This is a genomic window from Streptomyces sp. CB02009 (assembly GCF_001905825.1).
Taxonomy (GTDB): Bacteria; Actinomycetota; Actinomycetes; order Streptomycetales; family Streptomycetaceae; genus Streptomyces.
In genome coordinates, this window is the sequence record NZ_LIVV01000002.1 from 1,176,694 (window position 1) to 1,192,733 (window position 16,040).

General features: G+C 74.6%; 15 protein-coding genes. 7 read left to right on the forward strand and 8 right to left on the reverse strand.

All coding sequences use genetic code 11. The annotated features are described in order from the left end of the window. Positions 1–25: 25 nt before the first annotated feature. Positions 26–610 carry a TMEM165/GDT1 family protein gene (locus tag AMK27_RS12300; RefSeq protein WP_073905523.1) on the reverse strand — a complete coding sequence of 195 codons (585 nt, stop codon included), beginning with the start codon at positions 608–610 and terminating at the stop codon, positions 26–28. A gap of 298 nt (positions 611–908) precedes the next feature. Here AMK27_RS12300 and AMK27_RS12305 point away from each other — a divergent pair, with 298 nt between their 5' ends. The 4 genes from AMK27_RS12305 to AMK27_RS12320 all read left to right on the forward strand — a co-directional run bounded on the left by AMK27_RS12305 (position 909) and on the right by AMK27_RS12320 (position 6,460). Continuing rightward, positions 909–1,538 carry a TetR/AcrR family transcriptional regulator gene (locus AMK27_RS12305; protein WP_073905526.1) on the forward strand — a complete coding sequence of 210 codons (630 nt, stop codon included), beginning with the start codon at positions 909–911 and terminating at the stop codon, positions 1,536–1,538. Then, positions 1,535–3,154: an MFS transporter gene (locus tag AMK27_RS12310; protein WP_073905529.1), complete on the forward strand. Its 1,620-nt coding sequence runs from the start codon at positions 1,535–1,537 to the stop codon at positions 3,152–3,154. The genes AMK27_RS12305 and AMK27_RS12310 overlap by 4 nt, the downstream gene beginning before the upstream one ends. Position 3,155: 1 nt before the next feature. Further along, positions 3,156–4,268: a PP2C family protein-serine/threonine phosphatase gene (locus tag AMK27_RS12315; protein WP_073905532.1), complete on the forward strand. Its 1,113-nt coding sequence runs from the start codon at positions 3,156–3,158 to the stop codon at positions 4,266–4,268. A 176-nt stretch (positions 4,269–4,444) separates the two neighbouring features. Next, a complete protein-coding gene (locus AMK27_RS12320) occupies positions 4,445–6,460 on the forward strand; it encodes a CocE/NonD family hydrolase C-terminal non-catalytic domain-containing protein (RefSeq protein ID WP_073905534.1) in 2,016 nt (671 codons plus the stop codon). A 101-nt stretch (positions 6,461–6,561) separates the two neighbouring features. On the opposite strand, the gene AMK27_RS12325 is transcribed toward AMK27_RS12320, so the two are convergent. The 3 genes from AMK27_RS12325 to AMK27_RS44330 form a co-directional block, all read right to left on the reverse strand. Then, entirely contained in the window at positions 6,562–7,926 is a 1,365-nt protein-coding gene (locus tag AMK27_RS12325) for an NtaA/DmoA family FMN-dependent monooxygenase (RefSeq protein WP_073905537.1), read from the reverse strand. Then, a complete protein-coding gene (locus AMK27_RS12330) occupies positions 7,923–9,044 on the reverse strand; it encodes an LLM class flavin-dependent oxidoreductase (protein ID WP_073905540.1) in 1,122 nt (373 codons plus the stop codon). Before AMK27_RS12330 ends, AMK27_RS12325 begins: the two co-directional genes overlap by 4 nt. Positions 9,045–9,162: 118 nt before the next feature. Next, positions 9,163–9,291: a putative leader peptide gene (locus AMK27_RS44330; RefSeq protein WP_338014304.1), complete on the reverse strand. Its 129-nt coding sequence runs from the start codon at positions 9,289–9,291 to the stop codon at positions 9,163–9,165. A 268-nt stretch (positions 9,292–9,559) separates the two neighbouring features. Between AMK27_RS44330 and AMK27_RS12335 the strand changes: the two genes are divergently transcribed. Next, positions 9,560–10,723 carry an alpha/beta hydrolase family protein gene (locus AMK27_RS12335; RefSeq protein WP_073905543.1) on the forward strand — a complete coding sequence of 388 codons (1,164 nt, stop codon included), beginning with the start codon at positions 9,560–9,562 and terminating at the stop codon, positions 10,721–10,723. A gap of 51 nt (positions 10,724–10,774) precedes the next feature. Here AMK27_RS12335 and AMK27_RS12340 read toward each other — a convergent pair whose 3' ends face one another. The 4 genes from AMK27_RS12340 to AMK27_RS12355 all read right to left on the reverse strand — a co-directional run bounded on the left by AMK27_RS12340 (position 10,775) and on the right by AMK27_RS12355 (position 13,979). Then, the gene (locus AMK27_RS12340; RefSeq protein WP_241847437.1) at positions 10,775–11,359 is read right to left on the reverse strand and encodes a nucleosidase; all 585 of its coding nucleotides are present in this window, start codon (positions 11,357–11,359) and stop codon (positions 10,775–10,777) included. Positions 11,360–11,425: 66 nt separating this feature from the next. Beyond that, positions 11,426–11,635, reverse strand: coding sequence for a DNA-binding protein (locus AMK27_RS12345; protein WP_073905549.1), 210 nt, complete (start codon positions 11,633–11,635; stop codon positions 11,426–11,428). A gap of 62 nt (positions 11,636–11,697) precedes the next feature. Next, positions 11,698–13,113, reverse strand: a complete 1,416-nt coding sequence (locus tag AMK27_RS12350; protein ID WP_073905551.1) for a VWA domain-containing protein — start codon at positions 13,111–13,113, stop codon at positions 11,698–11,700. Beyond that, positions 13,110–13,979, reverse strand: a complete 870-nt coding sequence (locus AMK27_RS12355) for an AAA family ATPase (RefSeq protein WP_073905554.1) — start codon at positions 13,977–13,979, stop codon at positions 13,110–13,112. The genes AMK27_RS12350 and AMK27_RS12355 overlap by 4 nt, the downstream gene beginning before the upstream one ends. Positions 13,980–14,280: 301 nt before the next feature. Here AMK27_RS12355 and AMK27_RS12360 point away from each other — a divergent pair, with 301 nt between their 5' ends. After that, positions 14,281–15,510 carry a PP2C family protein-serine/threonine phosphatase gene (locus tag AMK27_RS12360; protein WP_073905556.1) on the forward strand — a complete coding sequence of 410 codons (1,230 nt, stop codon included), beginning with the start codon at positions 14,281–14,283 and terminating at the stop codon, positions 15,508–15,510. A 136-nt stretch (positions 15,511–15,646) separates the two neighbouring features. Continuing rightward, entirely contained in the window at positions 15,647–16,012 is a 366-nt protein-coding gene (locus tag AMK27_RS12365) for a luciferase domain-containing protein (RefSeq protein WP_241847438.1), read from the forward strand. Positions 16,013–16,040 lie beyond the last annotated feature (28 nt).

A 16,040-nucleotide genomic window follows, 5' to 3' on the forward strand; every position in this document is an offset into this window, starting at 1 on the left:
TCGCCGTGCGGTCGGGTGACCGCCCTCAGCCGGTGAAGACCTCGGTCAGGGACCAGATGGCGAGGCCCGCCATGCAGATGCCGCCGATGCGCTGCACGGTCTTGAGCGGCACGCGCTTCGCGATGAAGCGGCCCGCGACCAGGGCGAGCGCGGAGACGCTCATCAGGGCGGCGAGGGAGCCGATCGCCGTCGACCAGGTGCCGTTCGTGGCGGCCAGGTTGGCGGTGGTGATCTGGGTGAGGTCGCCCCACTCGCTGATGAAGACGGCCATGAAGGCCGTCGAGAAGACGGGCAGGAAGCCGGTGACGGTCTTGCCGCCCTCGTCGGCCCCGTCGTCGTCGCCTCCGCCGCGCAGCAGCATGAAGGCGCCGAAACCGAACAGCAGGGCGGAGACGAGCTTCACGGACCAGCCCGGGAGCAGCCCGAGCAGGCTGCCTGCGCCGACCGCGATGGCGACATGTGCGAGGAAGGCGGTCGAGGTGCCGATCCAGACGTAGAGGGGACGCATCCGCGTGCCCATGGCGAGGGACGCGAACATCGTCTTGTCGGGAAGCTCGGCGAGGAAGATCAGCCCGAAGGCGGTGAGGATCGCCAAGGGGTCGAGGTGCATACCGGGGCTCTCTGCTCGGTCCGGGCCTGTGGACCCGGTACGGCACCGCGGTGGGCGACGGGAGGACCACTCGGCCCGGCATGACGGACCACGCCCACGGAAGCGCGGACGCGGTTGATGCCTGGCCGAAGGTCTCGCCCGTCCGCGCCGAACGCGGACCCGGTCACCGGGAACCCGGGGGTTCCAGTATGTCGACGACCGATTTGCAGGGCTACTCCCCTTCGCTGCCCCTCAGTGTAGCGGACCGGGGCGCGAGATCGAGTAGACAGTGTCTACTCGATCTTGGTAGACAGTGTCTATGCATGAGGAAACCGAAGATCACCAGGTGCCGGGGGACAGGGCCGACGAGCGGAGCGACGGCGGGCTGCGCGAGCGGCTCGTCCGCGTCGGCGTCGAGCTCGTGAACGCCGAAGGCGCCCAGGCCCTCTCGCTGCGCGAGATCGCCCGCCGCGCCGGCGTCTCCCACGGCGCCCCCCGCCGTCACTTCCCCACCCATCTCGAACTCCTGTCGGCCATCGCCCGCCAGGGCTTCACCGAGCTGGCCGCCCGCGTCGCCGCCGAGGACCGGGAGACCGCACCGCCGCGCGAACGGATCGCGCTCCTCGCCGGTGTCTACCTCGACTACGCCGGCACCCGACGCGGCATGTACGAGCTGATGTTCCGGCACGACCTGCTGGAGAGCGGCAGTCTCGGACTGCGGGAGACGAGCCTGCCGCTCTTCGCCCGGCACACCGAACTCGTCGCCGGCGTCCGCCCCGACGCCGCCGACCCCGCCGTCCTCGCAGGCGCGCTCTGGGCCAACCTCCACGGCATCGCCCAGCTCTGGCACTGGGGCAGCCTCCGGCTCGCGACCGGAGGCGACGACCCCGCCCCGTTCCTCGCGGCCGCCCTCGACGCGCACCTCGGTCCCGCGGGGCGGGCCGCGTGAGCGCGCGCCGCGCCCCGGTCCTCGCGTGCAGCGTCGTCGGCGCCGCGGTCGTCGCCCTCGACGGCACCGTCCTCACCGTGGCCCAACCCGCCCTCCAGCGCGACCTGCACGCGGACATCGGCCAGGTGCAGTGGACCAGCACCGGATACCTCGTCGCCGTCGCGAGCCTCCTGGTCTTCGCCGGACGGCTCGGCGACCGCTACGGCCACCGCCGGGTCTTCGCCCTCGGCGCCCTCGGCTTCGCCACCGCCTCCACCGGAATCGCCCTGGCGCCCGGCATCGGCACCGTGATCGCGCTCCGGGTGCTCCAGGGCGTCTGCGGCGCCCTCCTCCAGCCCGCCACGCTCGGCATGCTCCGGACCGCCTATCCGCCGGATCGGCTCGGCACCCCGATCGCCGTGCGCACCGCGGCCATCGGCCTCGCCGCCGCGGCCGGCCCGCTCATCGGCGGCGCCCTGGTCTCCGCGTACGGCTGGCGCTCGGTCTTCCTCCTCGGCGTACCCCCGACGCTCGCCATCGGCCTGCTCGCGCTCGCCACCCGGGAGCGCCCGACCGAGCCGAGCCGGTCGTACGCGGCGAACTCCTCCGACGAGCAGAACCCGTCCCCCGAGCCCAGCCGGTCGTACGCGGGGAACCGCTCCCACGAGCAGAACCCCTCCCACGAGCCGAGCCGTTCGTACGCGACGAACCCACCGCCCGAGCGGAGCCGGTCGGGCGCACCGGCCGCGAGGTACCGAACCTCTCCCGCCACCCGCCCCGGAGCCGCAGGCGGCCTCTCCGCGCTCGACCCCGTCGGTGCCCTGCTGCTCGCCGTGACTCTCGGGCTGCTCGTCCACGGACTCGTCGAGGCCGCCCGTCCCGGCGGCGCCCCCACCGGCCTGCTCGCCGTCGCGGGAGCCGTCGCCACCGGGGTCGTCCTCGCCCGGCACCAGCGACGTGCCGCACACCCCCTGCTGCCCCCGGGGCTGCTCCGGAGCGTGCCCGTCGTGGCCGGCCTCGCCGTTCTGCTCGCCGCCTCTGCCGCCCTCTTCGGCTCGCTCTTCGTGGCGACGTACTTCCTCCAGGACGTCCAAGGCCTCGACCCCCTCGGCTGCGCGCTGCGCGTCCTCCCGCTCGCCGTCCTCATGGTGCTCGGCGCGCCCCTCTGCCCGCCGCTCCAGCGCCGCTTCGGCCCCCGCCGCACCGCGACCGCCGGTGCCGTCCTGCTCACCCTCGGGGTGCTCCTCCTGGCCCGGCTGGACACGACGGCCGGCGCCGCCGCCGTCGGGGTGAGCGCCGCACTGCTGGGCGCCGGGTTCGTCACCCTGATGGTCACCGCGACCTCGGTCGTCGTGCACCGCGCCCCCGAGGCCCACGCCGGAGTCGCCGGCGGCCTCCAGCAGACCGTGATGAACATCGGCCCCGCGCTCGGTGTCGCCACCGCGACCCTGCTGCTCGCCCTCGTCCCGGACGGCGGCTTCGTACCGTCCCGGGGCGCCGCCCTTCCCGCCCTCGTCCTGATCGCCGCACTCGCGGTCCCCGCGGCCCTCGCCCTGCCCCGCGCCGCCGACCGGCGGCGGACACGCCCGGAGCCGCCGTCACCGCGGGCCGGAGGCCGCCCATGCGTACGATCATGAAATGCCAGCCGGTCAGCGGGCTCGCCCCGACGCCCCGGCGCGCACCGAGTTCAACCTCGGTCGCGCGCTGCCCTTCCTGCTCCTGGCGGTGGCCTTCGTCGCCGATCTGCTGACGCCCGACCGGGACCGCTTCGACCGGCTGCTCGTCGCCGCGCCCGCGCTGGCCGCCGTCACCTGGAGCGTGCCCTGGACGATCGTCATCGGGCTGCTCGCCGTCGTGGCCCGGGTGGTCCTCAGCCTCATCAGGGGCGAGTTCGCCGCGGCGCCCGAGCTCGTCACGAACCTGATCGTGATCTCCGGCGTCACCGCCGCCGCTGCCTGGGTCAGCCGGGTCCGCACCCGCTACGAGCAGGACATGCGCGAACTCACCGCCGTGGCCGAGGTCGTCCAGCGGGTCGTGCTGCGCCCGCTCCCCACCCGCCTGGGCCGCTTCGACCTGCGTCTGCTGTACGTGGCGGCCGCGGCCAAGGCCAGGATCGGCGGCGACTTCTACGAGGCCGTACGCGTCCCGGGGGCCGTACGGATCATGCTCGGCGACGTCCAGGGCAAGGGCCTCGGCGCCGTCGAGACGGCCTCCGTCCTCCTCGGCTCCTTCCGCGCCTCGGTCAACGAGGCGCCCGACCTCGCCGTCCTCGCCGACCGGCTCGACGAGGGCCTGGCCCGCTACGGGGCCTGGGACCCGGACTCCGACGCCGCCGAACGCTTCGCCACCGTCGTCCTCGTGGAACTCCCCGACGGCGAGGACATCGCCCGGCTCCTCAGCTGCGGCCATCCCGCCCCGCTGCTCCAACGCGGCGCCGAGGTCGAGCCCGTGCGGTTCGCCGACCCCTCGCTGCCCGTGAACCTGGCGGGCCTCGCCGACTCCCGCCACCGCATCGAGGAGGTGCCGTTCGGGCCCGGGGACCGGATGCTCCTCTACACCGACGGCGTCAGCGAGACCCGCGACCGGACGGGCACCTTCTATCCGCTGGAACTGCGTCTGCGGGGCTGGGCGCGGGAACCGGCCGACGCGATCCCGGCCCTCCTCCACAAGGACCTCACGGACTACGGCGCCGGTGGTCTCGACGACGACGTCGCCGCCCTCCTCGTGGTGGTTCCGCCCGCATCCCGCTGAACCGGAGCCGCTCCCGTCGTCCCCAAACATCGAGTTCGGGGCGGCTTGTGTCGTTCCCGACCGGTTGCGTGACACGTGCGCCGTTCGTGCGCTCTGGCCGCTCCGTCCCCCATGGGTGAGGCTTGCGACCGTCCATAGCGGACAGTCACCAGTCCAGTCGAGAGGAACGGGTGCACGTGCCCAAGGAGAACCCCTTCACCACCGGCTCGTCCGAACACTTTCCCGGCTTCCCGGACGTCACCACGGCGCTGACCGCGGCCGAGACCTCCCGGATCACCGCACGCGGCCTCTGGGCCGCCGACGGAACGGTGGACCCCGGAGCCGTCCGGCTCGGCCAGACCCTGGCCCACGTGCTCCTGAGCGACAGGCCCGACGGCACCGACAGGCCCGACGGCACCGACAGGCCCGACGGCACCGACACGGCCGACGACACCGACCTGCTAGGCGGCGGCACCGACCTGGCCGGCGCCGGCACGGCCACGGAACTGCTCCCGGCCGAACTCGCCGCGATGGTCGAGGAGGTGCGCGGCCTGGCCCTGCCCGCGTACCACCGCATCGAAGGGGCGGCCGAGAGCGAGGGAGCCGCGGAGCACGTGCGGCTCTCCGCGTTCAGCCTCCGGCAGCTCGCCCCGGGCCCGCACCCGCTCGTCGTCGTGCCCGCCGGCTGGACCCCCTTCGGCTGGCCGCTGTTCCTCTGGTCGTACCTCGTCCTCGCCCGCAAGGGCTACCACGTCCTCGCCTACACCCCGCGCGGCCTCGGCATCCCCGGACTGCCCTCCACCTCCAGCGGCTTCGTCGACGTCGCGGGACCCCACGACTGGGCCGACGGCTCCGCGGTCGTCGACTTCGCCGTCGACCGCTTCGCCCCGAGCGTCATCGGCTTCATGGGCGAGTCGTACGGCTCCGGCATCAGCCAGCTCGTCGCCGCCCACGACGACCGGGTCGCCGCCGTCGTCGCGCTCAGCACCTGGGGCAACCTGGCGACCAGCCTCTACGACCACGACACCCGCCACCTCGCGGCCGTGAAGGCCCTCCTCGCCCTCACCGGGGGACCGGTCGAGAGCAAGTTCGACGAGGCCAACCGGGCGATCCTCGCCGACTTCCAGGCCGACCGGAACCTGGACGCCGTCGTCGAGTGGGGCCTCAAGCGCGCCCCCGAGTCGTACCTCGCGCTGACCAACGAGAACGGCACGCCGACCTTCTTCTCGAACACCTGGCACGAGAGCCTCTTCGCGGTCAACCAGACCCTGGAGACCTTCAACGGACTGGACGTCCCCAAGCGGCTCAACCTGTGGATCGGCGACCACGCCGCGCCCGAGGGCCCCGCTCTCATCGGCCCGCCCGCCGTCCGGGGCGAGGTCAACCTCCCCATGGCGGAGGCGTACGCCTGGCTCGACCACCACCTCAAGGGCGAGCGCAACGGGGTGGAGGAGTGGCCGCAGGTCTGCAACCAGGTGATGTTCTCGTACGTGACGGAACCCGTCCCTGACCCGGAGACCGGCGATCCCACGGGCGAGAACCGGATCGTCGTGCCCGCCCGCCGCGAGACCAGTCCGGGCTGGGGCGAGGTCACCGGGCGCACCGAGGTGTTCGGCCTCACCGGTGACGGCGGGGGCGGCGCCGACGGCCGGCTCGTCCCCCGGGGCGAGCCCGGGGCGGAGGAGACCGGCTGGCGGCGCGCGTTCCTCGCCGGCGTGGACACCGAGGCCACCGCCATGGACGCGCTCATGAAGACCGGGCAGGCGGAATGGCAGGGCAACCCCAAGATCTACGACACCCGCAAGATCGACCGCCGGCACGCGGTCGTGTGGACGACCGAACCGCTCGTCGCGCCCGGCGGGCCCGAGGGCGTGGGCCGCCGCGTCCGCGGCATCCCGCGGCTGCGCCTCACCGTCCGCTCCACGGCCACGTCGGCGAGCCTGTTCGCCCATCTCCTGGACGCCGCCGAGGACGGCACGGCCCGGATCATCTGCCACGAGCCGCTCAACGTGTACGGACTGACGCCCGAACAGGACACCACCGTCACCTGGAACCTCCAGGCGGCCGCGTACGACATCCCCTCGGGGAACCGGCTGCTGCTGGTCGTCGACAGCAAGGACCCGCTGTACGGGGACGCCTCCGTCACCTGGACGCAGACCGTCATCGGCTCCCCGGAGGCCGAACCGTCCCGGCTGGAACTGCCGCTCGGCTGACCCGGCCGGTTCCGCCCGCGTCGTACGGCGGACGGGCACGCGGCTCCCCGCGCGCGTGCCCGTCCGCCACGGGTGACGGACCGCCCGGGCGGACCCCGTGGTCACCCCACCGGTGCGAGCCCCAGATGCTCCCTGAGCGTCGTGCCCGTGTACGCGGACCGGTACACGCCCCGTTCCTGCAGCTCGGGTACGAGCAGGTCCACGATGTCGTCGAGACCGTCCGGCACCAGGTACGGCGAGATGTTGAAGCCGTCGACGGCCCCGTGCCGGACGAACCGCGCGAACCTCTCGGCGAGCCCGGCCGGGGTTCCCACATGGCCCCGCTGCGGACCGAGCTCGATGACCGTCTCGCGCAGCGACCAGCCGTTGGCCTCGGCCTTCGCACGCCACTCGGCCACCGTGTCCAGCGTCTCGCCCAGCTGCCGGGTGCCGAACTTCCCCTCGTACGCGGCGACGACCGGGTCCTCGGCGGGCAGCGGCCCGTCGGCGTCCCGATCCGACAGGTCGAAGCCCCACAGCCGGCTGGCGATCCCGAGGGCCACCGCGGGAGTGACCTGTTCGAGGCGGACCCAGCGCTCCTTCTCCTCCGCCTCCTTCTCGGTGGCCCCGATGATGATCTCCGTACCCGGCAGGATCCTCAGCGCGTCCTCGGCCCGGCCCGCCGCCCGCAGCCGGCGCCGGATGTCCTCGGCGAACGCCAGCGCGTCGTCGAACTCCGTACCGTGCGCCGAGAACACCACGTCCGCCTGCCGGGCGGCGAAGTCCCGTCCCTCGCCGGAGTCGCCCGCCTGGAAGATCACCGGGTGCCCCTGCGCACTGCGCGGCAGCGTCGGAACCAGGTCGACGTCGAAGTGCGCGCCCTTCGACCGGACGCGTGCCACCGCGTCCGGCACCGACCAGGAACGGGCGTCGGCGGACCCGGCCACCGCCCCCTCCGCCCAGCCGTCCCACACGGCCCGCGCGACCGACAGGAACTCCTCGGCGCGCCGGTAGCGGTCGGCGTGGTCGAGGAAACCGCCGCGCCGGAAGTTCTCCCCGGTCCAGGCGTTGTGCGTGGTCACCACGTTCCAGCCGGCCCGGCCGCCCGAGAGGAGGTCGAGACCGGCGAGGCGCCGGGCGAGATCGCCCGGCTCGTTGAACGTCGTGTTGGACGTGGAGACGAGGCCGATCCGCTCGGTCGCGGCGGCGAGCGCCGACAACTGGGTGATCGAGTCCGGGCGTCCGGCGACGTCCAGCTCGTGGACGCCGCCCTCCGACTCGCGCAGCCGCAGGCCGTCGCCGAGGAAGAAGGCGTCGAAGAGCCCGCGCTCGGCGGTTCGCGCGACCCGGAGGAACGAGGCCGGATCGATCTGCGAGCCGCTCGAAGGATCCGACCAGATCGTCCAGTGGTTGACGCCCTGGAAGAACACCCCGAAGTGCAGCTGCGCGTCCGGACGGGGCACGTCGGCGGAATCGGTGCGGGTCATCGGGTCTCCTCCCGTACGGGTGCGGCGGCGGCGCTGTCGGCCGTCGTGAAGCGGCTGAGGGGCCGGGGAAGGCCCAGGGAGGCACGCAGGGTGGTGCCGGGCAGCGGCCGGGCCGCGACCCGCCGGACGAACAGCTCGGGCAGCACGAGCCGGGAGAGCACGGCGAGGTCCTCGTCGAGCACGAGCGGACGCAGCCGCACCCCGTCGACCCGCCCGTGCAACTCGGTGAGCAGGGCGACCAGGCCGGCGGCGGGGCCGGCGTACCGCAGCCGGTCCGGCCGGGCGGTCCACGCCGCGTACCGCTCCAGGTCGGCGATCCGCTCCCGCGCCGTCTCGTGCGCGGTGTCCAGGGCGACCTCGATCTCGGCGAAGGCGCGCGGCGACGCGCTGCCGTCCGCCGCCGCCACCACCTCGGCCACGCCGCCACCGCCGACCAGGGCCACGTCGGTCAGCTCGGCCGGGACGATCCCCTGGCGGGCGAGGACCACGGGCCGCCCCTGGGGCGGGCGCGGCACGATCGACGGCCCCTTCACGGAGTACGTCTCACCGGTGAAGTCGATGGAGTGGAGCCGCGACCGGTCGAGATAGCGGCTGGTGGCCACCGACCGGATCACGGCGTCGTCCTCCCATGAGTCCCACAGATCCCGTACGACCCGGAGACCGTCGCGGGCCTCGCGGGCCGTCGCCTCGGGCCCCTCGACCGGCGGCCGTCCCCAGGCACGGGCGGCGGCGGAGTCCGCCTCCACCCCCACCACCCAGCCGGCCCGGCCGGCCGAGACGTGGTCGAGCGAGGCGAGCTGCGAGGAGACGTGGAACGGTTCGGCGTAGGTCGTCGCGAGGACCGGGGCCACCCCGAGGACGCTCGTCGACGCGGCCACGAACGCGGCCCGCTCGACCGCGCCGATCCGGCCCGCGGGACCGGCGCCGGATCCCGGCGGCAGAATCGAGTCGTCCAGGGTGACCAGGGTGAACCCGGCGTTCTCGGCGACGGCCGCGACCCAGGCGAGCCGACGCGGGGTCAGCAGCTCGCCGGGGGAGTGCGCGGCACGGCGCCACGCGGCCGGATGGGCGCCGTCACCGTCGATCTCGACGGCCAGGCGCAGGGCGGGGCGGGGCATGGGAGGTCCTTCCGGAAGACAGGGGCACGCGGCAGGACCCACGGGCGCGCGGAAGCGCGACGGCGCGGGGCCGGGGCGGGCGGGATGTCAGCGGACGCGCGGACCCGCGGAGGCGGGGTCAGACGCGCGGGGAAGGACAGATGGCCGACGAGGTACGGCAGAGGTCGACGTGCCGCCGGCAGACCAGCCGCGCACGCGGCCGGAGGCCGGGACGCGAGCCGTGCGGCTCCGCGCTGGCTCCGCGCACATCCGCCTCCCCGCAGGTCCGGGCCGAGATCCCGTCCGGGTTCAGGAAGGGAGCGGCTCAGCTTAGGCAGGCCGCCTTCGGCACTGTCAAGGCCGTTCCGGGAGCTGGGCGGGCGGACGGAGCCCGACGGTACCGGAGTTCGGCCGACGCACCGACAAGCGGCCCGGATCCGGCGGCACTTCACCCCGAGCGCATCCCTCTCCGGGCTGACGCCACATGGGCCCGCAGCAGGACGCGACGAGGCGGTGAGGACTCCTAACGTGGCCGCATGATCAGATTCACCAGAGCGGCCGTCGCCGCCCTCCTCGTCTGCTCCGTCGCCTTACCCGCCGGTGCGGCCGCCGCGGCCGCCCCCGAGCCCCGGCCGACCGCGACCGCACAGCCGGCGAGGGCCGCCACGCTGCCCGCGCCCACCGGGCCGTACTCCGTCGGAAGCACCGTCCTCCCGCTCGTCGACCGGTCCCGCACCGACCCGTGGGTTCCCACCGCCGACGGACGCGCGCTCATGGTCACCCTCCACTACCCGGCCGCGGGCGGTGGCCGCCCCGCCCCGTACGCCACCGGGGAGGAGGCACGCCTGCTCGCCGAACAGCTCGGGCCCGGCGTCTCCGGCGACGTCCTCGCCCGTACGCGCACCCACAGCAAGGCCGACGCGCGGCCCGCCCCGGGCCGACGCCCCCTGGTCCTGCTCTCACCGGGCTTCAGCGTCTCCCGCTGGACCCTCACCCATCTCGCCGAGGACCTCGCCTCGCGCGGCTACGTCGTCGCCTCCGTCGACCACGCCTACGAGTCCTACGGGATCAGCCTGCCCGGCGGCCGCACCCTCACCTGCGTCGCCTGCACGGCCCTCGACGAGGGAGGCGTGCACGGCAGCGTCGTCACGTCCACCCGCGCCGCCGACATGCGCTACGTCCTGGACCGGCTCACCGGACCCCGGCCCGTGTGGAGGCACGCCGGTGTGATCGACGCCCGCCGGATCGGCATGGCGGGCCACTCCATCGGCGGGGCGAGCGCGGCCTCCGCGATGGTGGCCGACCCGCGTATCGACGCCGGCATCAACATGGACGGGTCGTTCTGGGAGGAGCTGCCGGCGGAGGGCCTGCGGGGCCGCCCGTTCATGATGCTCGGGACCCACGACGCCATGCATCTGCCCGGGGGGACGGACACCACCTGGGACCGGACGTGGAACGCCCTCGACGGCTGGAAGCGCTGGGTCACCGTCGCCGGCTCCGAGCACTTCACCTTCTCCGACGGCCCGGTGATCTCACGCCACTTCGGCCTGCCGCAGCCCGAGCTGCTCACCGACCGCGCCGTCGCCGTCACCCGGACGTACGTCGCCGCCTTCTTCGACCAGCACCTGCGCGGGCTCCCGCGCCCGCTGCTCGACGGCCCGTCACCGGCGAACCCGGAGGTCCACTTCCAGCACCGCTGACCGGCCCGGAGCCCGGCGGCCGTCACCCGGCGGCCGCCGGGCTCCGTCCCCTCAGACGCGGTACGGGGTGTTCGCCGCCGCCCAGTCGGCGAGGATCCGCGCGCAGTCGGCGACCGATTCGCGCCAGGTGCGCGCCGCGCCCTCCCCGGCCTCGTCGCTGACGTGCTTCACGATCCGCAGCGGCACTCCGGCGGTCGCGGCGACGTGCGCCAGGGCGTACCCCTCCATGTCGACGAGGGCGGCCTGCTCCGCGAGCCGGGCGCGGGCGGCCTCGTCCGAGATGAACGTGTCCCCGGTCGCCAGAACCGTTTCACCACCGTCCGGGAGCGTCAGCGGCGCGCCGTACGACTCGCCCGTCAGCGTGGCGAGCAGCCGGCCGTCGAAGTCGTGCTGCACCACGGTGCCGATCACATGCGTCCCGGTCATGCCGGGACGCAGCGCCCCCGCCGTACCCAGGTTCACGACCCCGGACGGCCGCGGACCGCGGCCGAGCGCGAGGGCGAGGGCGGTCGCCGCGTTCACCTTGCCCATGCCGGTCAGCAGCACCGGCAGGTCCGTGTCCAGGAACTGCGCCTCCTCCTTGACGGCGAGGACGAGCAGCGGACGGTCGGCGGTGATCTCTCCCAAGAGTTCCATGGGGGCCACGCTAGTTCGCGGCCCCTTCCGCCGTACAGCCGAGGTCCCGGTGGGCGCGACGGGCACTCACCGCAGCGACAGGCCCCGCTCCGCGAGCTCCTCGCCGAGCACCCGCAGCGCCTTCGGGCCCACGCCGTGCAGGGCGGCGAGTTCGGCGGCGGGAACACCGTCGAGCTGATCGAACCGGGTGTAGCCCGCCGCGGCGAGCGCACGGGTGGCGGGCGCGCCGATGGCGCGGGGGAATTCCGTCTCGGGACGGTCGGATCCGGTGGCCATGGACCGATGGTGCCACGCCGCGGACGCTTCCGGCCCGCTCCCCGCCGCCGCGCCCCGCGCGGTCACACGGGCAGCAGGCGACCGATCAGGGCGCCCAGCTGGCGGGCGTTCCGGCACGGGCGCATCTCGACGAGGTCCGCGTAGGCCGGCGCCACCGAATCGCCCGTCCCCCACAGGGAAGGCTGCTCGGGGTTCAGCCAGTGGACCCGGCGGGCGCGGTCCGCGATCGTCTTCAGGGCCGCGAGGTTCGGGTCGGAGCCGTTGGTCCGGGCGTCCCCGAGGACGAAGACCACGGTGCGGGGGCTGAGAGCCTCGGCGTACCGGTCGGCGAACTCGCCCAGGGCCGTCCCGTAGTCGCTCTGCCCGTGCCACCCGGTCAGCTCCGCCTCCGCGAGGATGCGGTCGCCGAGCCCGGCCGGATCAGCGGCCCCCCGGGCGATCAGCCCCGTCACCTCGTCCACCCGGTTGACGAAGGCGAAGACGCGTACCCGGCTGAACTGGTCGTGCAGGGCCTGCACCAGCAGCATCGTGAACTGCGCGAAACCGGCCACCGAACCGGACACGTCGCAGAGCAGGACCAGCTCGGGCCGCCGCGGAGGACGCCGGCGCAGCACCGGCCGCACCGGCACACCGCCGGTCGACAGCGAGCGGCGCAGCGTCCGCCGGAGATCGATCTCCCCGCGCGACGCCCGGCGCCGACGGGCCGCGAGCCGGGTGGCGAGCTTCCGTGCCAGCGGCCGCACCGTCCGGCGCAGCTCGTCCAGCTGCGCCCGCCCGGCGAGCAGGAAGTCGGCGGTGTCCGCCGTGCCCGCGACCGCGCGGCGCGCGACCCGGTCGCGGCCCTGGCGCTCGGCCACCCGCCGCCGGGCCTCGGTCCGCACCCGCTCGCGGAAGGCCTCGATACGGCGCCGGATCTCGTTGTCGAGCAGCCGCTCGGTGAACTCGGGCCCCTCGGTCCCGGGCGCGGCCCTGAGCCGCTCGCGCACGCGGGCGAGCAGCGTCTCGGGGCGCAGCCGGGACAGGGTCTGGTACGAGGACCAGCCGTCGGACTCGGGGCCGGAGCCGTAGCCGCCGAAACCGCCCACCGCCTCGGCGGCGAGCCGGTCGAGAGCGGCGCCGTCTGCGGTGGTGAGGGCCTCGGCGAGCCGGTCGCGCAGGGCCGCGAGACCGGCCGGACCGGCCGGGGCGGTCCCGTCCGCCCCCAGGGCCCGGGTGTGGCCGAGGGGGAAGTACAGGTCGAAGACGCGGTCGAACACCGGACGCTGGGCCTCGCCATGGAGCAGCGTCGCGGCGAGGGCCTCGCGCACCCGCTCCCGGTCGGTGAAGCCGACCGCCTCCAGGGCGTGCCCGGCGTCCACCGTCTCGCCCGTCCCGATCCCGAACCCGTGGGCACGCAGCGCCGCGACGAGACCGGTGAGGCGGGTCGCGGCCGCCGTCGGCGCGGCGGAGGCCGCCGCGGCGTCGACGGACCCGCTCACACCGCGTCCAGGTCGAGCTTGGCGGCGGCCCTCACGATGTCCTCCTGGTGCTTGAGCAGGACGCCCAGGGTCTCGCGTACGACCTGCTCGTCCAGCCGGTCCGCGCCCAGCGCGAGGAGCGTACGGGCCCAGTCGATCGTCTCCGAGACGGACGGCACCTTCCGCAGGTCCATCGCCCGCAGCGCTCCCACGACCCGCACCACGGACGCGGCGAGGACGTCGTCGAGACCGGGGACCTTGAGGGCGACGATCCTGCGCTCCAGCTCCTCCTCGGGGAAGCCGATGTGCAGGAAGAGGCAGCGGCGGCGCAGGGCCTCGGAGAGCTCGCGGCTCGCGTTGGAGGTGAGCACCGTGAACGGGCGCCGGGTCGCCTTGATCGTCCCGAGCTCGGGGACGGTGATCTGGAAGTCGCTGAGGACCTCGAGGAGCAGGCCCTCCACCTCGACGTCGGCCTTGTCCGTCTCGTCGATGAGGAGCACGGTCGGCTGCGCGGAGCGGATCGCGGTGAGCAGCGGCCGGGGGAGCAGGAACTCCTCCCCGAAGATGTCCGTCCGCGTCTCGTCCCAGGACTCGCCCCGCCCGGCCGTGATCCGCAGGAGCTGCTTCGCGTGGTTCCACTCGTACAGCGCGCGGGACTCGTCGACGCCCTCGTAGCACTGCAGCCGGACCAGGTGCGCGCCGGTGACCTCGGTGACCGCCTTGGCGAGCTCCGTCTTGCCCACTCCGGCCGGGCCCTCGACGAGGAGCGGCTTGCCGAGGCGGTCGGCGAGGAAGACGGTCGTGGCGACGGCGGGCGAGGCGAGGTAGCCGGTCGCGGCGAGCCGATCGGCGACATCGTCGACGGAGCTGAAGAATCCGGTCGTCATGAGCTGTCCCCCCGGGGAGCGAGATCTCGTACTGGCCAGTAGCCTCTGCTGTACTTGATCAGATCAGGCACCGCCGCACAACCGTCCCGCGCGAGGTCCGTGCCGCGCGCGGGGCGCCACCCGCTGGTGCAATGGGGGGACCGGGTACGCCACCCGGGGACCGCGCGGCGGTGGAGGTGTCGTGGCGGAACGGGAAACTGAACGGGAAGCGGAGCGGGGAGCAAAGCGGGAACGGGAACGGGAGCGGGAAGGGGCGCGGGAAGGGGCGCGGGAAGGCGCCCTCCTCGGCAGGCTGCGGGCCATGGAGCGGGCGGTCGGCGAGATCGGCACGACGCTCGACGGGACGACCACCTGCCGCGAACTCGCCGCCTTCACCGCCCGGCACCTGCGCGCCACCGCCACCGTCGACCTCCTGACGGAACCGGGCGCCCCACCGCGGCGCGCCGCCCGGGCGACCCCGCCGGAGCCGACGGGGCGGCCCGAGTCGGCGAGGTCGCCCGAGTCGGCTGAACTGTCCGGGCGGCCCGAGCCGTCTGAGCCGCCGGAGCCGGCCGGGCCGAAGGAGTCGGAGCCGGAGCCGGCGGGGCGCACGGACCGGTCCGTCGCGGGATCGGCGGGCGACCCCGCCGCCCCCGACGACCCCGACGCGCACCGGATCTCCGTCCCCCTCGCCGTCCACGACGAGGAGCCGCTCGGGACGGTCACCCTGAGCCGTACCGGCGGCGGGCCCTTCTCCGCCGACGAGGTGGCGCTGGCCCGGTACGCCGCCCGTCTCGCGGCCCGGCATCTCGGGCACGCCCGTCGTCTCGCCGCCGCCGAGGACGCCGCGCTCCACCTCCAGCGCGCCCTCGTCGCCGAGCCGGGACGGCCGCACCCCAATCTGGAGATCGCCGGCGGCTACCTCCCCGCCGGGCCCCGCGCCCTCGTCGGCGGGGACTGGTTCGAGACCGTGCGGCTCCACTTCGGACGCAGCCTGCTCGTCGTCGGCGACGTCATGGGGCACGGCCTCGACGCCGCCGTCGACATGAACGCCTACCGCACCGCGCTCCGCGAGGTCGCCGCGACCGACCTGCCCCCGCACCGGGTGCTGCGCCACCTCGACTCCGTGGTCGCGGAGGACGGAGCCCGCCGCCCCGCCACCGTCTTGCTCGTCCGGGTCGACCCGGCCCGCGGCACCGCGACCTTCGCGAGCGCCGGGCATCTCCCGCCCGCGGTGTTCGGAGCCGACGGCTCGGCCGACCTCGTCGACCTGCCCGTCGGCCCGCCCCTCGGCACCGGTGTCGGCGGCTACGAACCGACCACGCGCCCGCTCCGTCCCGGTGACACCCTGCTGCTCTTCACCGACGGACTCGTCGAGCGCCGCGGCGAGGACATCGACCACTCCCTCGCGCGGCTCGCCGCCCTCCGGCTTCCCCCGGACTGCGGGCCCGACCAGGTCGTCGACCAGGTGCTCCACCGCCTCGGCGCGCACGGAGCGGAGGACGACGTGGCCGTCCTCGCCGCCCGCATCCGCGCGCGTCCACCCCAGTGACACAGGGTCACATCTGCCCCACGGAACGCCGTGACAGACGGTCACCCCACCCCTGCCTCCAGCATGTTTCGGCCCTCAGCGGGATTCTTCCGGCCGGACGCTTGTGCGCGGCCCCGGGGCCCGGCACGCTCCTCGTATGAACACGGCCAGGCATGCCAGTGAACGTCTGATGAGCTGGCCCTCGCTGACCCCCGCCCGCGCCCATTGCGGTGCCGCGCTCGGACTGGGCACGGCGACGCACGAGATCGTGCATTTCCACGGCGAGCACGAGGCCGACGTCCACCTCACCCGCGCCATGGTCGCGAAGCTGCGCCATGCCCTCCTGGGGTCGAGCGCGGTCCGTATGCGGGCCGGATCGGGGTGGGTGACGGTCCGTCTGGACATGGGGTCGGACATCGACCTGCTCGCCACCCTGGTGAGCGCCGCCCTCCAGGCCAACGGCGTCCCCGACGTCGCCCCGGACGGCTGCACCCGCACCCGCCCGGTCTCCGGGCTCCGCTGACCTGACCACGTCCGGGGCCCGAACCACG